13 protein-coding genes are annotated in these 17,368 nt (G+C 68.2%); 4 read left to right on the forward strand and 9 right to left on the reverse strand.

From position 1 onward, the window contains the following. The 5 genes from AB4061_RS28745 to AB4061_RS28765 all read right to left on the reverse strand — a co-directional run. Positions 1-2,792 (reverse strand): amino acid adenylation domain-containing protein (locus AB4061_RS28745; protein WP_441639638.1); only part of this gene is annotated, 2,792 nt, incomplete at its 3' end. Positions 2,793-2,876: 84 nt separating this feature from the next. Beyond that, positions 2,877-6,071 carry an amino acid adenylation domain-containing protein gene (locus tag AB4061_RS28750; RefSeq protein WP_441639639.1) on the reverse strand — a complete coding sequence of 1,065 codons (3,195 nt, stop codon included), beginning with the start codon at positions 6,069-6,071 and terminating at the stop codon, positions 2,877-2,879. A 3-nt stretch (positions 6,072-6,074) separates the two neighbouring features. Then, positions 6,075-10,634 carry a condensation domain-containing protein gene (locus AB4061_RS28755; RefSeq protein WP_441639640.1) on the reverse strand — a complete coding sequence of 1,520 codons (4,560 nt, stop codon included), beginning with the start codon at positions 10,632-10,634 and terminating at the stop codon, positions 6,075-6,077. A 60-nt stretch (positions 10,635-10,694) separates the two neighbouring features. Further along, positions 10,695-11,429, reverse strand: a complete 735-nt coding sequence (locus AB4061_RS28760) for a thioesterase II family protein (RefSeq protein ID WP_441639641.1) — start codon at positions 11,427-11,429, stop codon at positions 10,695-10,697. A gap of 2 nt (positions 11,430-11,431) precedes the next feature. Beyond that, positions 11,432-11,653, reverse strand: a complete 222-nt coding sequence (locus AB4061_RS28765; RefSeq protein ID WP_006160788.1) for an MbtH family protein — start codon at positions 11,651-11,653, stop codon at positions 11,432-11,434. Between the two features lie 976 nt (positions 11,654-12,629). Between AB4061_RS28765 and AB4061_RS28770 the strand changes: the two genes are divergently transcribed. After that, a complete protein-coding gene (locus AB4061_RS28770; protein WP_441639702.1) occupies positions 12,630-12,869 on the forward strand; it encodes an H-NS histone family protein in 240 nt (79 codons plus the stop codon). A 234-nt stretch (positions 12,870-13,103) separates the two neighbouring features. Here the strand turns inward: AB4061_RS28770 and AB4061_RS28775 are convergent, their stop codons facing one another. Together AB4061_RS28775 and AB4061_RS28780 are read right to left on the reverse strand one after the other, a co-directional pair. Further along, a complete protein-coding gene (locus AB4061_RS28775) occupies positions 13,104-13,412 on the reverse strand; it encodes an EthD family reductase (protein WP_441639642.1) in 309 nt (102 codons plus the stop codon). A 321-nt stretch (positions 13,413-13,733) separates the two neighbouring features. After that, entirely contained in the window at positions 13,734-13,934 is a 201-nt protein-coding gene (locus tag AB4061_RS28780; RefSeq protein WP_276268231.1) for a hypothetical protein, read from the reverse strand. 216 nt (positions 13,935-14,150) lie between these two features. Here AB4061_RS28780 and AB4061_RS28785 point away from each other — a divergent pair, with 216 nt between their 5' ends. From AB4061_RS28785 to AB4061_RS28795, 3 genes are read left to right on the forward strand one after another with little or no spacing between them, the layout of a single operon-like run. Next, the gene (locus tag AB4061_RS28785; RefSeq protein WP_441639710.1) at positions 14,151-14,975 is read left to right on the forward strand and encodes a hypothetical protein; all 825 of its coding nucleotides are present in this window, start codon (positions 14,151-14,153) and stop codon (positions 14,973-14,975) included. Then, the gene (locus AB4061_RS28790; protein WP_441639703.1) at positions 14,948-15,091 is read left to right on the forward strand and encodes a hypothetical protein; all 144 of its coding nucleotides are present in this window, start codon (positions 14,948-14,950) and stop codon (positions 15,089-15,091) included. Before AB4061_RS28785 ends, AB4061_RS28790 begins: the two co-directional genes overlap by 28 nt. A 50-nt stretch (positions 15,092-15,141) precedes the next feature. After that, the gene (locus AB4061_RS28795) at positions 15,142-15,390 is read left to right on the forward strand and encodes an H-NS histone family protein (protein WP_441639643.1); all 249 of its coding nucleotides are present in this window, start codon (positions 15,142-15,144) and stop codon (positions 15,388-15,390) included. A gap of 285 nt (positions 15,391-15,675) precedes the next feature. Here the strand turns inward: AB4061_RS28795 and AB4061_RS28800 are convergent, their stop codons facing one another. Both AB4061_RS28800 and AB4061_RS28805 read right to left on the reverse strand, forming a co-directional pair. After that, positions 15,676-16,392, reverse strand: a complete 717-nt coding sequence (locus tag AB4061_RS28800; protein WP_441639644.1) for a DNA alkylation repair protein — start codon at positions 16,390-16,392, stop codon at positions 15,676-15,678. Positions 16,393-16,646: 254 nt separating this feature from the next. Then, a protein-coding gene (locus AB4061_RS28805; RefSeq protein WP_441639645.1) for an IS6 family transposase occupies positions 16,647-17,341 on the reverse strand; the annotation gives its coding sequence in 2 pieces (ribosomal slippage) (positions 16,647-17,204 and positions 17,207-17,341; 693 coding nt in all). Between the last annotated feature and the right edge of the window lie 27 nt (positions 17,342-17,368).

Consider the following 17,368-nt stretch of genomic DNA (forward strand, 5'->3'; position numbering starts at 1 on the left):
CCCGGTTCGATCCGGAAGCCGCGAATCTTCAGYTGCTGGTCGATCCGGCCCAGGTACTCCAGTTGCCCGTCAGGCAGCCAGCGCGCCAGATCACCCGTGCGGTAGAGCCGCGCACCGTCATCGGCAAACGGATCGGGAATAAAGCGCTCGGCGGTGAGTGCCGCGCGGTTCAGGTAGCCACGGGCCAGGCCATCTCCCGCGATAAACAGTTCCCCGGCCACACCCGGCGCCACCGGATGCAAACCCGGATCGAGCACGCGGATGCCGAGGTCGGGGATGCGCTCCCCGATGGGGCTGCGTGCGCGCGTGGCGGGGTCCAGGTCGGCACACCTAATCGGCCGGTACGTCACGTGGACCGTGGTCTCGGTAATGCCGTACATATTGATCAGCTGCGGCGCGGCATCACCGGCATGGTCGATCCACGGCCGCAGCGCCTGCGGATCGAGCGCTTCGCCCCCGAAAATGACGTAGCGCAGCGCCAGCGGCGCCCCGTAAAGCTCGGGTTGCGCCAGCAAGGCGCGGAAGGCCGATGGCGTCTGGTTCAGCACCGTGACGCGCTCGCGCCGCAGCAGCGCGATGAATTCCTGCGGGGCGCGGCTCACGTGGAAGGGAACGATCACAAGCTGGCCGCCGTGGCACAGCGCGCCGAAGATCTCCCACACCGAGAAATCGAATGCATACGAGTGGAACAGCGTCCAGACGTCGTCCGCGTTGAAGCCGAACCAATGCTGCGTGGACGCCAGCAGCCGCGACAGGTTGCCGTGCTGCAGTTGCGCCCCTTTCGGCCGCCCCGTGGAGCCCGACGTATAGATCACGTAGGCCAGATGTTCCGGCCGCACGTCGACATCGGGCGCCGTGTCGGGCCACACGAGATCGTCGGCGTCGGCATCCGGCATCAGCACCGGCAGGCCATCGCGCGGCGGCAGCAGGTCGCGCAGCGCCGGTTGCGTCAGCAGCGCCGCAATGCCGCTGTCCTCGAACAGATAGGCCAGCCGCTCGGCCGGATAGGCCGGATCGAACGGCACATAGGCGCCGCCGGCCTTCAGGATCGCCAGCAGCCCGACGATCATCTCGGGCGAGCGTTCCATGGCGATGCCGACGCGCACCTCGGGCCCCACGCCGAGTGCGATCAGCCGGTGCGCGAGCCGGTTGGCGCGCCGTTCGAGGTCTCCGTAGCTGACCGTGGTGTCGCCATGGCGCAGGGCGACGGCATCGGCGGAACGCACCGCGTGGCGCTGGATCTGGCGATGCGCGGGCTCGATGGCAGCGGCGCGCCGCAGCGGGCGGCCGGCGGCAAGCTGGTGCGCAAGCACCGCGCCATCGTACGCGTCGAGCAGCGGCGTCGCCGTCAGCGGCAGGTCCGGTTGATGCATCAGGCCCGACAACTGCGTCACGTAGTAGCGCAGCAGGCGCTCGGCGCTGGCGGCGTCGAACAGCGCGCAGTCGTACTCCAGATGGAGCGTGACATCCTCGGCGCCGGTTTCCGCATCGAGAATCAGGTCGAACTTGGCGCCCGTCTCGCTGGCCTCCACAGCCTCCACGGTCAGGCCCGGCAGCGACAGCCCGGCACCTGCCGTGGCGGTGCGCAGGTTGAACATCACCTGGAACAGCGGCGGCCGGCCCGCATCGCGCGGCACGTGCATGCGGTCGAGCAGCACTTCGAACGGCAGTGCCGCATGGCCCAGCGCGCCCAGCGCATCGGCGCGCAGGCTTTCGCAGAGCGCGCGGCCGGTCACGCCGGGCAAGACGCGCGAGCGGTAGACGTGGGTATTGGCGAAGAAGCCGACCACATCGTCGAGCCCATCGCCGTCGCGGCCGGTGTGCGGCACGCCCACGGCAAAGTCATCCTGCCCCGCATGGCGGCTCAGCAGCGCCTGCCACGCCGCCAGCAGCGCCACGAACGGGGTGCAGCGCTGCGCGACGCAGAACGCGCGCAATGTGCGGGCGAGCCGAGCGGGCAAGGCAGCGTTGACGCGGCGGGCGATACGCGTCGCGTCGGCGCCATGCGGGCGGTCCGTGGGGAGCTGCAGCGCGGGCACATGGCTACCCAGCAGGCGTTGCCACCAGTCGCGCTGCGTATCGAGCGCGCCGCTTGCCAGGGCATCGCGCTGGCGGCTGGCATGGGCGGCAAAGGTCGCACCCGGTGTCGCAAGGCGCACGGCGTCGCCCCCCAAGGCTTGACCGTAGGCTTGCGCGAGATCGCGCGCAATCACGGCATTCGAGACGAAGTCCGAGACGATGTGGTGCAGCGACAGCAGCAGCACGTGGTCGTCGGGGGCGCGCATCAGCAGCGTCGCCCTCAGCAGCGGCGCCTGGCCCAGGTCGAACGGCCGCGCGGCTTCGGCGTCGATGCGGGCGTGCAACGCGTCAGCGCCCATCGCCAGCGGGGCCTCTGCCAGCGCAAACGCCGGCGAGGGCTCCACCACCTGTCGCGGCAGCGCGCCCGGCGTGGCCGCATCGGCGACGAAGCGCGTGCGCAGCGCCGGATGCCGCGCCATCACGGCGCGCAGCGCGGCATCCAGCGCGGCGCGGTCCAGCGCCCCGCGCAGCACATAGGCGCGCGTCTGGTTGTAGGCAGTGCTGCCCGGCTCGTATTGCAGCAGGAACCACAGCCGCTGCTGCGAGAACGACAGCGGGGCGTCGCCGCCATCGGCTGGCCCGGTGGACGCCATGGCGTCGGCATCCACGCCAGCAGGCAACTGGGCGGCCGCGTGCGTTGCGGATTCGGCGTCCTGCTCCAGCAGAAGCGCCAGCAGCGCTGCCTGCTGAGCAGCGTTGGAAGATTGCATCATGAATGCGGTCCTGAAGAAGTAGCCTGTTTTCCCGGTATCCCGATCGGTCGACGCCCCGGCGCGTCCATCGCGCCGGGGCTGTCGTCATGCCGTGGCGCCGGCCGATGCGCGCAGGGCGGCAAGGGCCTCCGGAGTCATCGCCGCCAACTGGCGTTGCAGGCCGGCGAGCGTCTCCAGGCCATCGGGGTCCGTAGCCGTGGCGCGCAGGGCGCCGGCCAACGCGGCGGCACTCGGGGCGTCGAACACCACCGCAGGCGCGATTTCCAGCTTGAGCAGCTTGCGAATCCGCGCCACCAGCTTGATGACCAGCAGCGAATGGCCGCCGGCCTCGAACAGATCGTCATGGACCGCCAGCGTGGGCGCGCCAAGCAGATCGCGCAGTTGGTCGAGCAGCAGCGCTTCCAGCGCGCTGTCCGGCTCGCGGGACCGGACGGACGCCCCGGCCGGCTCGGCAAGGACCGAAGCAGCGAGTGCCCGGCGATCGATCTTGCCGTTGCGCAGGCGCGGCAGCGCCGCGAGGGCAAACCACTGCGCGGGAATCATCGGATCGGGCAGGCGCTCCGCCAGCACCTGGCGCAGTGCATTGCGTCGCGCGGCTGTCAGCGCGCCATCCGCTTCCGCCTCGGGCACGAGCCACGTGGCCAGACGTGTCGTACCGTCGTCGGCTGTCACCGGCAGCACGACCGCCTGACGGACGCCGGGCAGTGCTTCCAACGCCTGTTCGATCTCGCCGCACTCGATGCGGAATCCGCGAATCTTGATCTGGCTGTCGGCGCGGCCAATCAGCTCGATACCGCCTTCGGGCAGATAGCGTGCAAGGTCGCCGCTGCGGTAAAGCCGCCGGCCAGCGTGCTCGGGATGCGGGACGAAGGCGTCACTGGCCACGCCACCGAGATAGCCGGCGCCAAGCTGGGCGCCGCCCAGATAGAGTTCGCCCGTTTCACCGACCGTCGCCGGCTGCCCCGCCACAGTGCGGACATGAGCCTCGCAGTTCGCCAGGACACGCGTCAGCGGCAGGGGCGCTTCCGGCAGGTCGGCGGCACGGCCCGCTTCGTGGACCAGGATGCCCACGGTGGTCTCCGTGGGGCCGTAGTGATTGCAGAGGCGGACATCGGGTGCACGCTTGCGCAGGCGCGCCAGCAATGCCGGCGAGGCCGCTTCGCCGCCCACCACCACCGTGGCGTGCGGCGGCAGCGCCAGCGGCGCCGCATCGCCGTCGAGCAGCGCATCGAGATGGGACGGGACGATCTTCAGGCAGTCCACCTGTTCGCGGGCAAGGAAGCGGGCAAAGCTGGCGGCATCCTGCATATCGGCATCGTCCGCCACACAGAGGCAGCCGCCATGCCACAATGCGCCGAACAGCGTGGTGTTGCCGAGATCGGCCGCCACGGTGGACGTCAGCGCAAAGCGCTCGCAGCGATCGAGCCGCAGCGCCTGGCCGGAGGCCGCCGCATAGTTAAGCAACTGGGCGTGCGAGATCGGCACCCCCTTTGGCGTGCCCGTGGAGCCCGACGTGTAGAGCACGTAGGCCGTCTGGTCCGCTTCGATATCGGGCAGCGACGCCCCGGACGTGACGCCGGACGAAGACGCCCGCCACGCGACGACATCCGCGTGCGGTGTCGGACCGGCTGCGTCCGCGAGGTGCGCGGCGTCGGTCAGCACCAGCGTGGCGCCGGCGTCCGCCAGGATCCGCGCGCGCCGCTGCGGCGGCCATGCGGGGTCCAGCGGCAGATAGGCGCCACCGGCACGCATCACCGCCAGCAGCGCGATCACGAGTTCGCCGGAACGTGGCAGCAGCAGGCCCACCGGCTGGCCCGGGCGCCAACCCAGTGACGGCAGATGGCTCGCCAGCGCATCGACGGCGGCGGACAGTTCCGCATACCCCCACTGGCGACCACCGGCGGATAGCGCGGCGGCCAGTGGCCGTTCGGCGGCCCAGTGTGCCAGCCGCTGCGGCAGCATCTGGGTGCCGACGTGCAGCGCCGGACCGTGCATCGCCGCGATACGAGCCTGATCCGCGGCCGTGGCCAGCGGCAGCGCCGAGACGGTGGTCCCCGACTGCGTCGGCAGGGTCCGCAGCAGGGTCAGGTACTGGTCGAGCAGGCAGGCCATCGCGTCGGCGCGATAGTGCTCAGCCCAATAGTGCAGCGCCAATTCGCCCGGCAAACCAGCATCGCCGGCATGGACGTGCAGCGCCAGCTCGACGCCCGGCGTCGGTGCCTGCGGCGCAGCGATGCGCCATGCGATATCGCCGTGATGCGCGCGGAGCAGGGCAGGGCCGGTGGTGGCGAAGCCGATACGCGTCGGCGTGCCGGACGCGGCATCGGCCGTGGCGTGCTCGCGCCAGCCCGCGTGCTGCTGAAGCTGGGCGCTGAACTGGCCGAGCCAATCGGCGACGCTGCGTTCCGCGTCGGGCTCTACCGTGACGGGGAGCACGGACTCGTAGCGGCCGACGGCGCCGGCCAGCGCCTCGAAATCGTCGCGGCTATCTTGCCACCAGCCCGCGCAGAATCGGCCCGTGGGATCGAGTCGGGCGAGTAGCAGCCACCATGCCGCCTGCAGCACATGCACGAGCGGCAGGTCGAGCTGGCTGGCCAGGCCGGCGAGCGCAGCGGCATCTGCCTCCGGCAGTGGTGCCGATAGCGTGCGCAGCGCGCCAATGGGCGCCGTGCCCGCCTGCCGCCACGGCAGGCGCGGGGCGTCGAGCCCGGCAAGACGGTCGCGCACGGCCTGCCAGTAGGCTTGCCCGGCCTCGACGTTGTCCTGCGCGAGACCGGCGGTCCACTCGAGGTAATCGGCATAGGACAGCGGGGCTTCCCCGGCCGGCACGGCGTCGTCGGCGTACGCCTGCGCGAGTTCGCGCATCAGCGTGACCAGGCTCGGGCCATCGATGGCGAGCGGATTGGCGGCCAGCGATACGTACGTACGTTCGGCGCCGCCCGGTTCGCGAAGGCGCTGGACGCTTGCCTGCAAGGCCGGCACATCACCACGGGCTGCAGGCGCCGACAGCGTCATGACGGGCGCCGGGCCTTCGAAATGCTGGCGCAGTCCGCGCAGGCCGTCGACGCGTCCGAATGCCAGGCGCGCAGCCGGATGGCGCGCGGCGACGTGCGCCAGTGCCCGCTGCAGGCGCTCGGAATCGAGCGTGCCGTCGAGGGTGGCCGTCAGCGTGAGCGGAACGTCCGCGTGTGCTTCGAATGCCCGCTGTTCGCGGCCAAGGGCCTGGGCGTGGCCCGGGAAATCGCTTCCGGTGCCGAACGGATGGACGATGGCATTCATCGTTCAGCCCTCCAGCGTGGCGAGGGCCACTTCAGCGCTGTCCGCCGTAGCGGGACGGCCCGCCAATGCCAGCAGGTCGCGGCGCTCGAACATGTCGCCCATCGCCACGACGATCTTGCGCGGCCCCTCGAACGGATCGCGCGCGTGGGCGGCCAGCATGTTGTCGAGCATGACCACGTCGCCCTGGCGCCACTGGAAGCGCACGGCGCAGGCTTCATACAGTTCGCCGATCAGCGCCATCACGTCGTCGCCGATCGGGCTGCCGTCGCCAAACAGCACCTGCCGTGGCATCCGCTGCGGGCCGACGATCTCCAGCAGGTCGCGTCGCCCCTCGGGGTCCAGGCAGGCCGTGTGGTGCAGCTGCACCTGATTGAAGAAGCTGCGCTCGCCGGTGACCGGGTGGGCAATCACGGCGGGACATTGCTCGCGGGTCTGCAGCGTATCGGCGTCCAGCCATGCGAAATCGGTGCCCGAGGCGCGCAGCCGGGCCTCCACCTCGTCGCGCGAGTCCGTCTTGAAGAAGTCGCGCCAGCTCACATCGAGCTTGTCGTTGAACGTGCGCACGTAGCGCAGCCCCTTGCTTTCGAAGCGGGCGGCCAATTCGTGCGGCAGCCGGCGATACATCTCGCGGCAGTCGACAATCGGCGTGGCACCGCCGACGGGCGAGGGCAGCTCACAGAAGAACCACTGCTTGCGCGGCCAGCGCGACAGATGCGCGCTTTCATTGTGGTACAGGATCATCTCGCGCTCCGGATACGGCGTGGAGCGATACGTGTTGCGGCCGCCTTCCTTCTTCGGCAGATCGCCATACGACCCATAGAGCCCCGGCTCGATCGATTCCGCGAACCGTTCGAACTCCTGCGGCGTGCGCAGGCCGAAGCCGCGCAGCAGGATGCCGCCGTGGCGGCACAGCGTGGCCTCGATGTCCTGCCGATGGGCCAGCGCCCATGCCACGGGGTCCAGGTCCGGCGTGGTCGGTTCGATCACGATGGGGAAGGTCTGGCCCGGCGACAGGAACGACGTCCGCACGAGCAGCGCGGCCGGAGCCGCTTCTGCCGCCGTTTTCGGGAGCCCGGCGACCTTGCCGAGTTTGTTGAGCTTGGCGAGCTTGTCGAGCTTGTCGAGCTTGCCGGGACTGGAAATCTGGCTGGAAGTCATGGCGGGCATATCGGTAGCGGGTTCGCAAAGGCTGGCCGGCACAACGAGGCCGGACAACGGAAGGGCGGGGTTCGACACGGCCTGGGCCAGCACGGCGCCGTAGGCATCGGCAATGCGGTGCGCGGTGGCGCGCGCGAACAGGGCCGTCGCGTAGACCCATTCGGCGCGCAGGCCATCGGCGTGGGGGTCGAGGAACACGGCGAGGTCGAACTTGGCGGCGTGGACAGGCGTCGGCAGGCGTTCGGCACGCAGGCCCGCGAACTGGCGCGCGTCGGCAGGCGTGTTCTGCAGCACGAACAGCATCTGGACCAGCGGGTGCCACGCGCGCTCGCGCGGCACGCCGGCCACTTCGACAATGCGCTCGAAGGGAAGAGCCTGATGATCGAAAGCGGCCAGCATGGCATCGCGCAACTGGGCCAGCAGGGCAGCGAACGTCAGCGTGGCATGGGGCCGCGCGCGCAGCGGCAGCACGTTGACGAAGAAGCCGATCAGTTCCTCCAACTCGCGCCGCGTGCGGCCGGCCACGTCGATGCCGACCAACTGGTCTTCGGCACCGCCCAGCCTGTGCAGCAGCGCGTGGAAGGCTGCCAGCAGCACCATGTAGCGCGTGGCGCCGTGGGCACGGGCCAGCGCATCGACGCGCGCCAGCAGCGCATCGGGAAGCTCGCTGTGGCAAGCGGCGCCGGTGGTCGAAGCCACGGGCGGGCGACGGTTTGGCGACGGGATCATCGTAAGGCGCGGCGCGCCTTGCAGCGCATCGCGCCAGAACGAGGCCTCGGATGGCTGGGACCGCGCGCCGTCCGCGCCATGCTGATGGACGGCGTAATCCGCGTACTGGATCGGCAGCGGCGGCAGATCGAGCGCGGTGCCCGCGATGGCGGCGTTGTAGCCGGCCGCGAGCGTATCGAGCAGGATGTCGATGGACCAGCCATCGCCGACGATATGGTGCAGCGTGAGCAGCAGCGCGTGATCGTCGTCGGCCAGCCGCACGAGCCGCGCGCGCAGCAGCGGGGCACTGGACAGATCGAACGGTTCGCGCGCCTGGGCCTCGGCCAGTTCGTGCAGGGCCGCCGCGCGCTGGGATGCGTCCAGCGACGACAGGTCGTGGTATGGCAGATCGATCGTCAGCGCGGACGCGATGCGCGCGGTGGGCGCACCGTTCGCGTCGGCCGGATAGGACGTACGCAGGATCTCGTGGCGTTCGACGAGCGCGTTCAGGCTGGCGCGCATGGCCTGCGCGTCGAGCGGGCCGGCAAGGCGCAGGCCGCCGGCCATGTTGTAGATCCAGCGGTCAGCGGGCGCGGCAATGCGGTCCGTCAGCCACATGCGCTGCTGCGCGGGCGCCAGCGGCATCTCGCCGGTACGCGGTGCGCGCGCAATCGGCGCGTCGGCGCCATCGTTGCCGCCGACTTGGAGCGACTCCAGCGCGGCCGCGCAGGCGGCGAGCGTAGGGTGCTCGAACGGCAGACGCATGGGCACCGCCGCGCCGAATCGCTCACGCAGGCGTGCCACAAGGCGCGCGGCCGTCAGCGAACTGCCGCCGGCCGCAAAGAAATGAGCCTGCCGGTCGGCGGGCGCCGCGCCCAGCAGCTCTTGCCACAACGCGGCAAGGGCAATCTCGGCTTCGCCGCGAGGGGGCTCACCGGCGGCCGGGGCCTGGCCGTTGGCGGAGATTCCGCCGCGCGAGAAGGCGCCATGCGACCACACGGCGCAGGCGTCCAGGCCGTCGTCGAGCCAACCCTGCCGACACGCGCTGCGTTGGAGCTTGCCGCTGGTGGTCTTGGGCAGGCCACCGGGGTTCAGCAGCAGCGCCACGGCCAGCGTTTCGCCACAGGCATTGCCGACCGCTTCCGCGAGCGCCTGGACCAGCGCCACATGTCCGATGCGCTTCTGGTCCGGCCGCGAGATCTCGACGGCAATGCCAATCGCCTCGCCATTGGGGCCCTGCACGGGAAACGCCGCCACGCGGCCACGGCGCGCGGCGGTGACCTTCGCTTCCACAGCCTGCTCGATATCCTGCGGATAGAGGTTCTGGCCGCGTACGATGATCAGGTCCTTGCGCCGGCCCGCGATGTAGAGCTGGCCGTCGCGCATCAGGCCGACATCGCCGGTGCGCAGCCGGCGTTCGGCACCGGCGTCGCCAGTGAACGTGGCCGCCGTGGCGCTGGCATTGCGCCAGTAGCCGTGGGCCACGCTCGGGCCCGCGATTTCGATCTCGCCAACGTGCCCATCCGCGACTGCCCGGCCATCCCGATCGGCAATGCGCACGGTATGGTCGGCGCGGGGGAATCCGCAAGCGACCAGTTCCATGCCGCTGTCGGTGGCATTCGCCGTCTTCCCCAGGCCCTGTGCCAGGGCGGCAGGGTCGAAACGCTCGCTCAGCATGCCCGTGCCACGCTTGCCGCCAGTGGCGAACAGCGTAGCCTCGGCGAGGCCGTAGCACGGATACAGCGCCTGCTTGCGGAAGCCGGCCGGTGCGAAGCGGTCGACGAAGGCACGCAGCGTGTCGGCGCGCACGGGCTCCGCGCCCGAGAATGCGACGTCCCAGCTCGACAGGTCGAGCCCTTCGAAATGGCTGTCGCGCACGCGTTCGACACAAAGCCGATAGGCGAAATCGGGGCCGCCCGACAGCGTGCCGCGATGCCGGCTGATGGCCTGCAGCCAGCGTGCCGGCCGCTCCAGGAAGAACTGCGGCGACATCATCGCCACGGGCACGCCGCTGTGGATGGGCTGCAGCAGGCCGCCGATCAGGCCCATGTCGTGATACAGCGGCAGCCAGCTGACCATCGTGTCGCCGGGCCGCACGCCCATGCCGGTCGCGATCGCCACCTCGTTCGCAATGACATTGCCATGGCTGACCATGACGCCCTTCGGCGAAGCCGTGGACCCCGACGTGTATTGCAGGAAGGCCAGCGTGTCCGGGCCGGCAGGGTAGGGATGCCAGTCGTCCCGCGTGGGCGGCTGCGGATCATCGGCCAGGATCACGGCGGCACGCGGTGCGATGGCGGCCAGCGCATCGTGGTGCGCGGTGGCCTGCGCCGTGCTGGTCAGCAGCAGCGCGGGGTCCGCATCGCAGGCCATGGCGCGCAATCGCGCGACCTGCGCCGAGCGGACCGCGCCGGGCTCGAAGGCGGGCACGGCGATCAATCCCCCGTAGAGGCAGGCGAAAAACGCGGTCATATAGTCGATCCCGCTGTCGAGCAGCAGCATCGCGCGGTCGCCGGGCGCGGCGCGCGACGCCAGATGGGAGGCGAGGGCGCGCACGCGGGCATCGAGCGAGGCGTAGTCGTAGCGGGTATCGCCGGCGGCGTCGATGGTGATCAGTGCCGTATCGCCGGCGCGGTGCACGGCCAGTTGGCCGAGGTGGGCCACCAGCGTGGCCGGGACGTTTGGAGCGGACTGCATACTTGGGATCGACTTTTCAGGTAGACGGTTGGCTTGGATGCTTGGGCGACGCGGCGGGCGTCACGCAAACGCGGGCATGGTGGATGCCTGAGGCGCCTCCAGATGGGTCACGAGGCGGCGAACCACTGCGGCCGGATCGTCGTGCAGGAAGAAATGCCCGCCGGCAAACCAGTCCAGCGTGTGGCCGACCTGGGATTCGATGGCCCAGGCATGGAGGTCGGCGGGCAAGATCGGATCGTCGTGGCCCGCGAAGACATGCAGCGGCATCGGCAGCGGTGGGACGTCGGCACGCTGGAAGCTCTCGCAGACGCGATAGTCGGCATCGAGCACGTCCAGCGTCATGCGCAGCAGCTCGGGATCGGCAAAGACGGCCTCGGGCGTGCCGCCGTGCTTGCGAAGGTCTTCGGCCAGCGCCGCGTCGCCGCGCAGGGCGGCCAGGCGCCGGGAATCCCGTCGGGTGGGTGCGGCGCAGCCGGAAACGACCAGGCCACGCGGCAAGCCATAGCCACGCTCGCGCAGCAGATGGCAGACGCGCCAGGCAAGCAAGCCGCCCATGCTGTGGCCGAAGAGCGCATACGGCATGCCGGCATGCGCGCGATGCCGGCACAGGGCATCGGTCATCGCGCTGGCAAGGGCCTCGAAATCCCGCAGCAGCGGCTCGTCGAGACGCGCGCCACGGCCGGGCGGCTCCAGCGGAACCAGCGCGATATCGGCCGGCAACAGGCGGCGCCAGCGCAGATACGTCGTGGCACTGGCCCCCGCGTGCGGCAGGCAGAACAGCTGCAACGCGGCCATGGTCAGGCGTTCGTCCGCGTTGGATCCTCCATGAAGCGGCGCAGGCTCAGCGGACGCATGTCGGTCCACGTGCGCTCGATATAGTCCAGGCAGGCCTGCTTGCCACCGCTAAAGCCCGCCGCGCGCCATCCGCCCGGAATGGCCTTGTAGTCAGGCCAGATCGAATACTGCTCTTCGTGATTGACGAGAACCAGGAATGTGGCGTCGTCGCGATCGAAACTCATGGAAAGCTCCCGTTCGGTACTGGATCATCCGGCGCCACCGATATGGCGCCCGTCACCTTGTTGGACGAAACGGGGAAGCAAGTATTTAGGGGGGGTGGTTTTGGGGCTGGGGTGTGGGGGTGGATGGGGGTTTAGGTGGTTATCGTATTTCACATAATAAACGGCTGCGGCGAAACCTATTATGTCAATCCTGCAACGGCATGGCACCGTCCCGAGAGATCCTCGTGTAGTCTCCCTACCCGTCACCTCCTGCTACACGGTTCAATTTAGCCATGGGGCAATACCTCCAAATTGCAGTCCGAGCCTTCGGCGTCGGCGCCATCCTTGTGATCGTCGCCGTTGCCTCTCGGCAAGTATATCTGCGGGTCGCTGCTGAGGCTGGTAGTGCCGGCGGTGAAGAGGATCCTGCAGCAATGATGTTGATCCGATGCGAGGCCATGCACAGCCGCCTGCAGAATCGGCCTGTTTCCGAAGACACTGCAGATGCTGACGAGGCGCCGCGTGCCCGGTGTATGGAGTCCTGAATTCGCAGCAAATCTAAGCAGTCTTCAGTTCACGCTCCTTGTGTGACGCTAATGGGCCGTCCCGCGCGCCGGCCCTGGTTCGATCTGACTCCGGAATCACGGCGGCGCGTATGTGGCCGGCATGCGGCTGGGCCGGGACCTCCCCGCAAGCGCCCCTCGCACGCGCCCAGCCTTTGCGAATATCCCCCCCCAAGGGGGCTTACCGCTGCGGGGCGACAAGGTGAACATCAGAGGCGCGTCATGCCGAGCGGCAAGCGCATGCTGCAACCCTGGCGCGGCTGGAGGCCTGGCGGGCGGAGTTGGAGGCAGCTGGCCGTCCGCTGGTGGAGCTACGTACCCAATTCTCGACCGAACAGGAACGGGCCCGTGGCGGAAGGCCGGTGGCCAAGGGCCGATCACGAATGAAGAACCGGGTGCGCCGGCGCTCCCCCTCAACCCGCATGACGGTAACGATGGCAATGGAAATTGATCGGGCGGACGCGATCCGCTGGATCCGGGCGCAGATGCTCGAGTATGGGCTGACGATGGAAGAGTTGGAGGCGGCCGGGTGCTTTGCGYCGCCGCCGAGCCCGAGCCCTGTCTGCTACCGCAATGCAGAGGGGCTGAGTTGGGACGGGGCGGGCGAGATGCCGGACTGGCTGCGGCGGGCGGTCAATGCCGGGCAGACGGTAGAGTTTTTCCGCCTCGAGTAGCACAAGAAAGCGACCCTGCTAGTTTCGAGGCCTGCGACGGCGCCGAGAATTGGGCACGCCGAGGTGGGGTTCATGCTCGGTGGCGTGAGGTTGAGGGCATCCCAAGATTCGCCCAAACCGCTATCACATGCGCGCGTCCCTCGCGGTGTGGCGACAACTCCCGGGCGCCTGCCATGGCCCTTGTGATAGCGGGCACATCCCCTTCTCGCAAAAAATGAGCCGTGAACTGCCGGCCTAAACTTCCTTCGTGTCGAATATGAGCATGTCAACGCCGGCCTGGGCAAAATTGGCCACGTCAGCTGCTGCGGCGGCGCCCTCAGGCGAAGCCATTGCCTGCTGGAGCGCCGCCAGCGAATCAAAGCTCAGCACCGCAGCCAGGTGAAATGGCGAATCGCCGGCCGGGCTTGCAACCGAGCCGCTGCTGACCTCGTAGCGTCGCAGGCCGGCGATCTTCTTGGCGATCGGAACATGGGTCGAGAAGTAATAGGAATCGAACGCCGCCGTGTCCGCAGGCTTCTTGTATAGCACCACTAGCTTTGCCATCGTGGTTTCTCCAAACGTGAGTTAGATAGAGCCTGAGTTTGCTTATGTAGCTTTCCTATAGCGCGTGAACCCCATTTCCGTCAGGGCACGTATTGTCCGGTGCGCTTGATGCATAACGGTACAAAACTGTGGTTCGCAGCGGGTTCCGGCGTGGGTCGACAGGGGCATGGCTTGGGGCACGCGCTGTGGAACGTTACGGAGTCACGCCCCCCCGCCATTCCATCCTTCGGGGTCGGGAGCTTGATGGACAACTAGCTTCAGCTATTACGGCCGCTGTGCCGAGAGCGCTCCGTTTGGTCTTCGGTACAAGCTGACTGACTCTTAACGAATGCGGCGCACGGCTTCGAGCATGGAATGCCCCTGACTTGTCAGGCGGGGGTAGGCATCGCCGGTATCATGACCATGCTCCAACGTGACCAGCTTGTGAACCAACAAGGTGTCCAATTGCTCGGGCTCGAGGTCGTCGATCTCCTGCGTGTCGCCAAGCAGCAGTAGCGCGGCGATTTCATGCGGACTTAGCATCTCGGCCTCCTTTGTCGCGGTTGGAAAAACGAACTACGACTGCTTCCCCGAGCTCGATTCCACAGTGGACGGTGGCGACGGCAGTGGGTCATCGGTGCGAGGAACTGGGAGCGTGCACCGAACGGCCACAATAGACTTCTTTATCGCCGGCATCAAGTCAGATATATGCGGCAACGCCGCAAAGTGAAGCAGCGCCAGAGCCTGTCACCGCCGACGGTGGATTGGTACGCCCCGCGTTCGCGCGAGCGGTGGATCCAGGTCTGGAGGCCCTTTGAGGGCCCGCTGTCGTCGCGCGCGCAGGGCTACGCGCTCGGGGTGCTCAACAACCTCTACCGCTTCCTTGCCGACCGGAACTACCTGATGGGCGATTCCTGGCACGGCATCCACGTGCCGCGCAAGGCCCGGCCGGCACTGGACGTGGGGCGCAGCCTGACCGAGGACCAATGGACGTTCGAGCTGGCCCAGCTCGATGCACTGCCGCCCATCTCGGCCCACCAGCGCCTGCAGGTCGCCTTGCCGCTGCGGCACGCCACCCGCCTGCGCTTGTCGGAAGTGGTCGCTGCCGCCACCGGCCATCTGGAGTGGGTCAACCTGCCCGGTGCTGGCCACCGCGCCGGCACCAAGAAGCGGATCGAGGGCCGGTGTCTGGAAGTGGTGGGCAAGGGCAACAAGCTGCGCCGCGTGCCGGTGCCGCCGGGGGCGATCGCGCGGCTGGGGGCGTATCTGGTGGCGCGCGGCCATCCGGCCGACCGGGGAGCCAACCGGGTCCCGGGTGGCGTCACGCTGCTCGGCCACACCACCGACCTGGGCGAGCGGGCGCCGTGGGCCGGTGCGCACACCGCCGCCAACCCCGTCGGTTCCGCAGCCGAGATCAGCGCCGTCACGCTCGCCAAGCAGATCAAGAGGTTCCTGATGACTGTGCCGGCACGCTGCGTCTCGCCGATCCGCGCCGCGCGGATCGGCTGGAGGCCGCCAGCACGCACTGGCTGCGGCATACACACATTTCGCATGCGCTGGCGGCCGGCGTGCCGATCGAGGTGATGCAGCAGAATGCCGGCCATGGCTCGCTGGCGACGACCAGCCGCTACGTGACGACCGAGGACGCGCGGCGCATGGAAGCGATGCAGGCCGTGTGGGATGCCGGCAATGATGATTGATTGTGCGGCCCAAATCGTTGCACCTTTCCGACTACCAAAACGCTATACCTATGTCTCTTGAGATTGAGCGCGCCGCAGCCACGGTGTGGATCCGTGTGCAGATGGCCAGGCACGGCCTGACCTTGACCGACCTGCAGGCGGCCGGCTGCTTCGCCGAGAAGGCACCGCCGCCGGTTCCCGAGCCGGCGCGCACCTACCGCAACGCCGAAGGGCAAAAATGGGACGGGCAGGGCGAGATGCCAGCCTGGTTGCAGCGGGCGGTCAACGCGGGGCAGTCGCCCGAATTCTTCCGGGTCTAGTTGTGCCGTGCTCCAATCTCCGGCTAAAGGGCGATGGATGACCTATCACGCGAAGAACTCGCGCTTCGCGCCGCCAATCGCCGCATTGACGGGGCGCAAAGAAGAATCACCAAAATGAACGGCAACGTACAGCGCCTTCGTGCAAACGGAACCGTAAACTCCGACGCAGACGAGCTGCCATCTGAGTCCGGTGCTCGGCCACATCCCGGCGACGATCGCGGTCGTACGGCTGGGCGACTGAGCCCTTCCGCCTTTCGCCACCATGCATCCGCGAGACGTCTGTCGTCAAGCTTGCAGGTGCCTCCCAGCCTCGCGAAGCGTCAACGCGGAAAGGCTGTAGCGATGGGCGGCGAGGAATGCTGACACTGCATCCGGATTCCAGTTCGCGTAGTCGCGCAGGGCCCAGCCGATCGCCTTACGGATGAAGAAGTCGGTCTCCGGCGCCAACGTTCGCGCGTAGCGGAAGAGCCGCGCCTCGTCCGTCTCTAGCCGCCAGCCCAGTTGGTGGAGCATCGCGACGCGCCGCACCCACGGCGAGTCATGCCCGAGCCAAGCATCAGCGCAGGCCTGCGCGTCGGCATCGGTTTTTCGCTCGCGCGCGATCACGGTGCCGATCGTAACGGCGAGGCTGTCGACTGTGTCCCACCATGGCTCGGACTGGGCGAGCGCGAGGATCGGCGCGATCCGCATGGCATCGAACCGGGCAGCGCATTTGCGCAGCAGATCCGCGGCTGCATAGCGGTACTCGCGCTCGGGTTCGCGCCACAGCAGTTGCGCGACGGCCACCCATTCACGGTCGCGCCACGGCACCTTCGGCAGGGCGCGCAGCGCTCGCCGGCGGGCCGGCGTGGGAATGCCGAGAAACGGAAACTGATCGCGCATGTAGGCGCGCATTTGGGCAGCGGCGGCCGGATCGGCCAGCGGCTGCAGCGCGCGGCGGATGTGCCCGACGTAGGTCTCGGGAGTGATGTCAGTGGGGGGAGTTGGCCGTTCTGCCGTCATGCCTGTTGGCTCCGATGCTTGTGCATAGCACGAATGGTATGAACATCCGTCGCGGTATGGGGGTGAACAGCTACGACGACGTTGTGAACACTGCCTCCGTCAGGCAGATGTCGGCCATCAGCGTTCGCTCTACTTTGTCAGCGCGAAGCGGTCACTCGCCGTATATCATCAAGGCTTCGCACGAAAGTACCCGCCAAGGGGCTCTGTCGCGATAAGGACGCGGCGACGAGCGAAGTGGGGGCGTTGGGATTCGCTCAGGCGGCTAAGGCATAGAATTGGTCAGCGGCCGACGGATTGCTCCCTTCGTGGCACTGCATCTGGCCCTTGGCGATCATATGCATGAGCTCGATGCCGCCCAGCAAGGTGCGCGCGCAGCGAAAGTCCTTGAAGCCAAGCATTGGTCGAGTCTGGCGCTTGATGGCCCGATGGTCCCGCTCGACGATGTTGTTCAGATATTTGACCTGTCGAATGGCGATGGGAGCTTCCTGCTCGGCGTTGATGTCGCGCAAGGCCGCCAGGTTGACCGGGCTGCCGTCGATGGTCACTGAATCGTGCTGGCCGTTGTGCGCGATGGCCTTCTCGAAAAAGCGCCGCGCCGCGGCCTTGTCTCGCTGGGTGCGCAGCAGGAAGTCGATGGTATGGCCGGCCTTATCCACCGCTCGGTACAGGTATTTCCACTGGCCGCGCACCAGGATGTAGGGTTCATCCATGCGCCAGCTTTTGCCCGCCGGGCGCTTTCGAGAGCGAAAGATCTTGCTCAACGCCGGCAGCAACTTCAGTGCCCAGCGGTGCACGGTCGAATGGTACACACTGAGACGCCACGCTCGGCCATCATCTCTTCGAGATGTCGCAGGCTCAGCGGATAGGCCACGTACCAGCGCACGCAGGTCAGCATCACCTCCAGCGGGTTATGCAAACGCTTCAAGACCTTCGCCACTTCCGGGTTCATGACTGCCACCAACGCTTGCTGAGTCCG

The sequence above is a fragment of the Cupriavidus sp. YAF13 genome (assembly GCF_052113425.1).
Lineage (GTDB): Bacteria > Pseudomonadota > Gammaproteobacteria > Burkholderiales > Burkholderiaceae > Cupriavidus.

Coding starts and splice junctions, on each gene's coding strand:
- AB4061_RS28750 (WP_441639639.1), bottom strand. CDS start 6,071: ATGAATGCCATCGTCCATCCGTTCGGCACCGGAAGCGATTTCCCGGGC.
- AB4061_RS28755 (WP_441639640.1), bottom strand. CDS start 10,634: ATGCAGTCCGCTCCAAACGTCCCGGCCACGCTGGTGGCCCACCTCGGC.
- AB4061_RS28760 (WP_441639641.1), bottom strand. CDS start 11,429: ATGGCCGCGTTGCAGCTGTTCTGCCTGCCGCACGCGGGGGCCAGTGCC.
- AB4061_RS28765 (WP_006160788.1), bottom strand. CDS start 11,653: ATGAGTTTCGATCGCGACGACGCCACATTCCTGGTTCTCGTCAATCAC.
- AB4061_RS28775 (WP_441639642.1), bottom strand. CDS start 13,412: ATGGCAAAGCTAGTGGTGCTATACAAGAAGCCTGCGGACACGGCGGCG.
- AB4061_RS28780 (WP_276268231.1), bottom strand. CDS start 13,934: ATGCTAAGTCCGCATGAAATCGCCGCGCTACTGCTGCTTGGCGACACG.
- AB4061_RS28795 (WP_441639643.1), top strand. CDS start 15,142: ATGTCTCTTGAGATTGAGCGCGCCGCAGCCACGGTGTGGATCCGTGTG.
- AB4061_RS28800 (WP_441639644.1), bottom strand. CDS start 16,392: ATGACGGCAGAACGGCCAACTCCCCCCACTGACATCACTCCCGAGACC.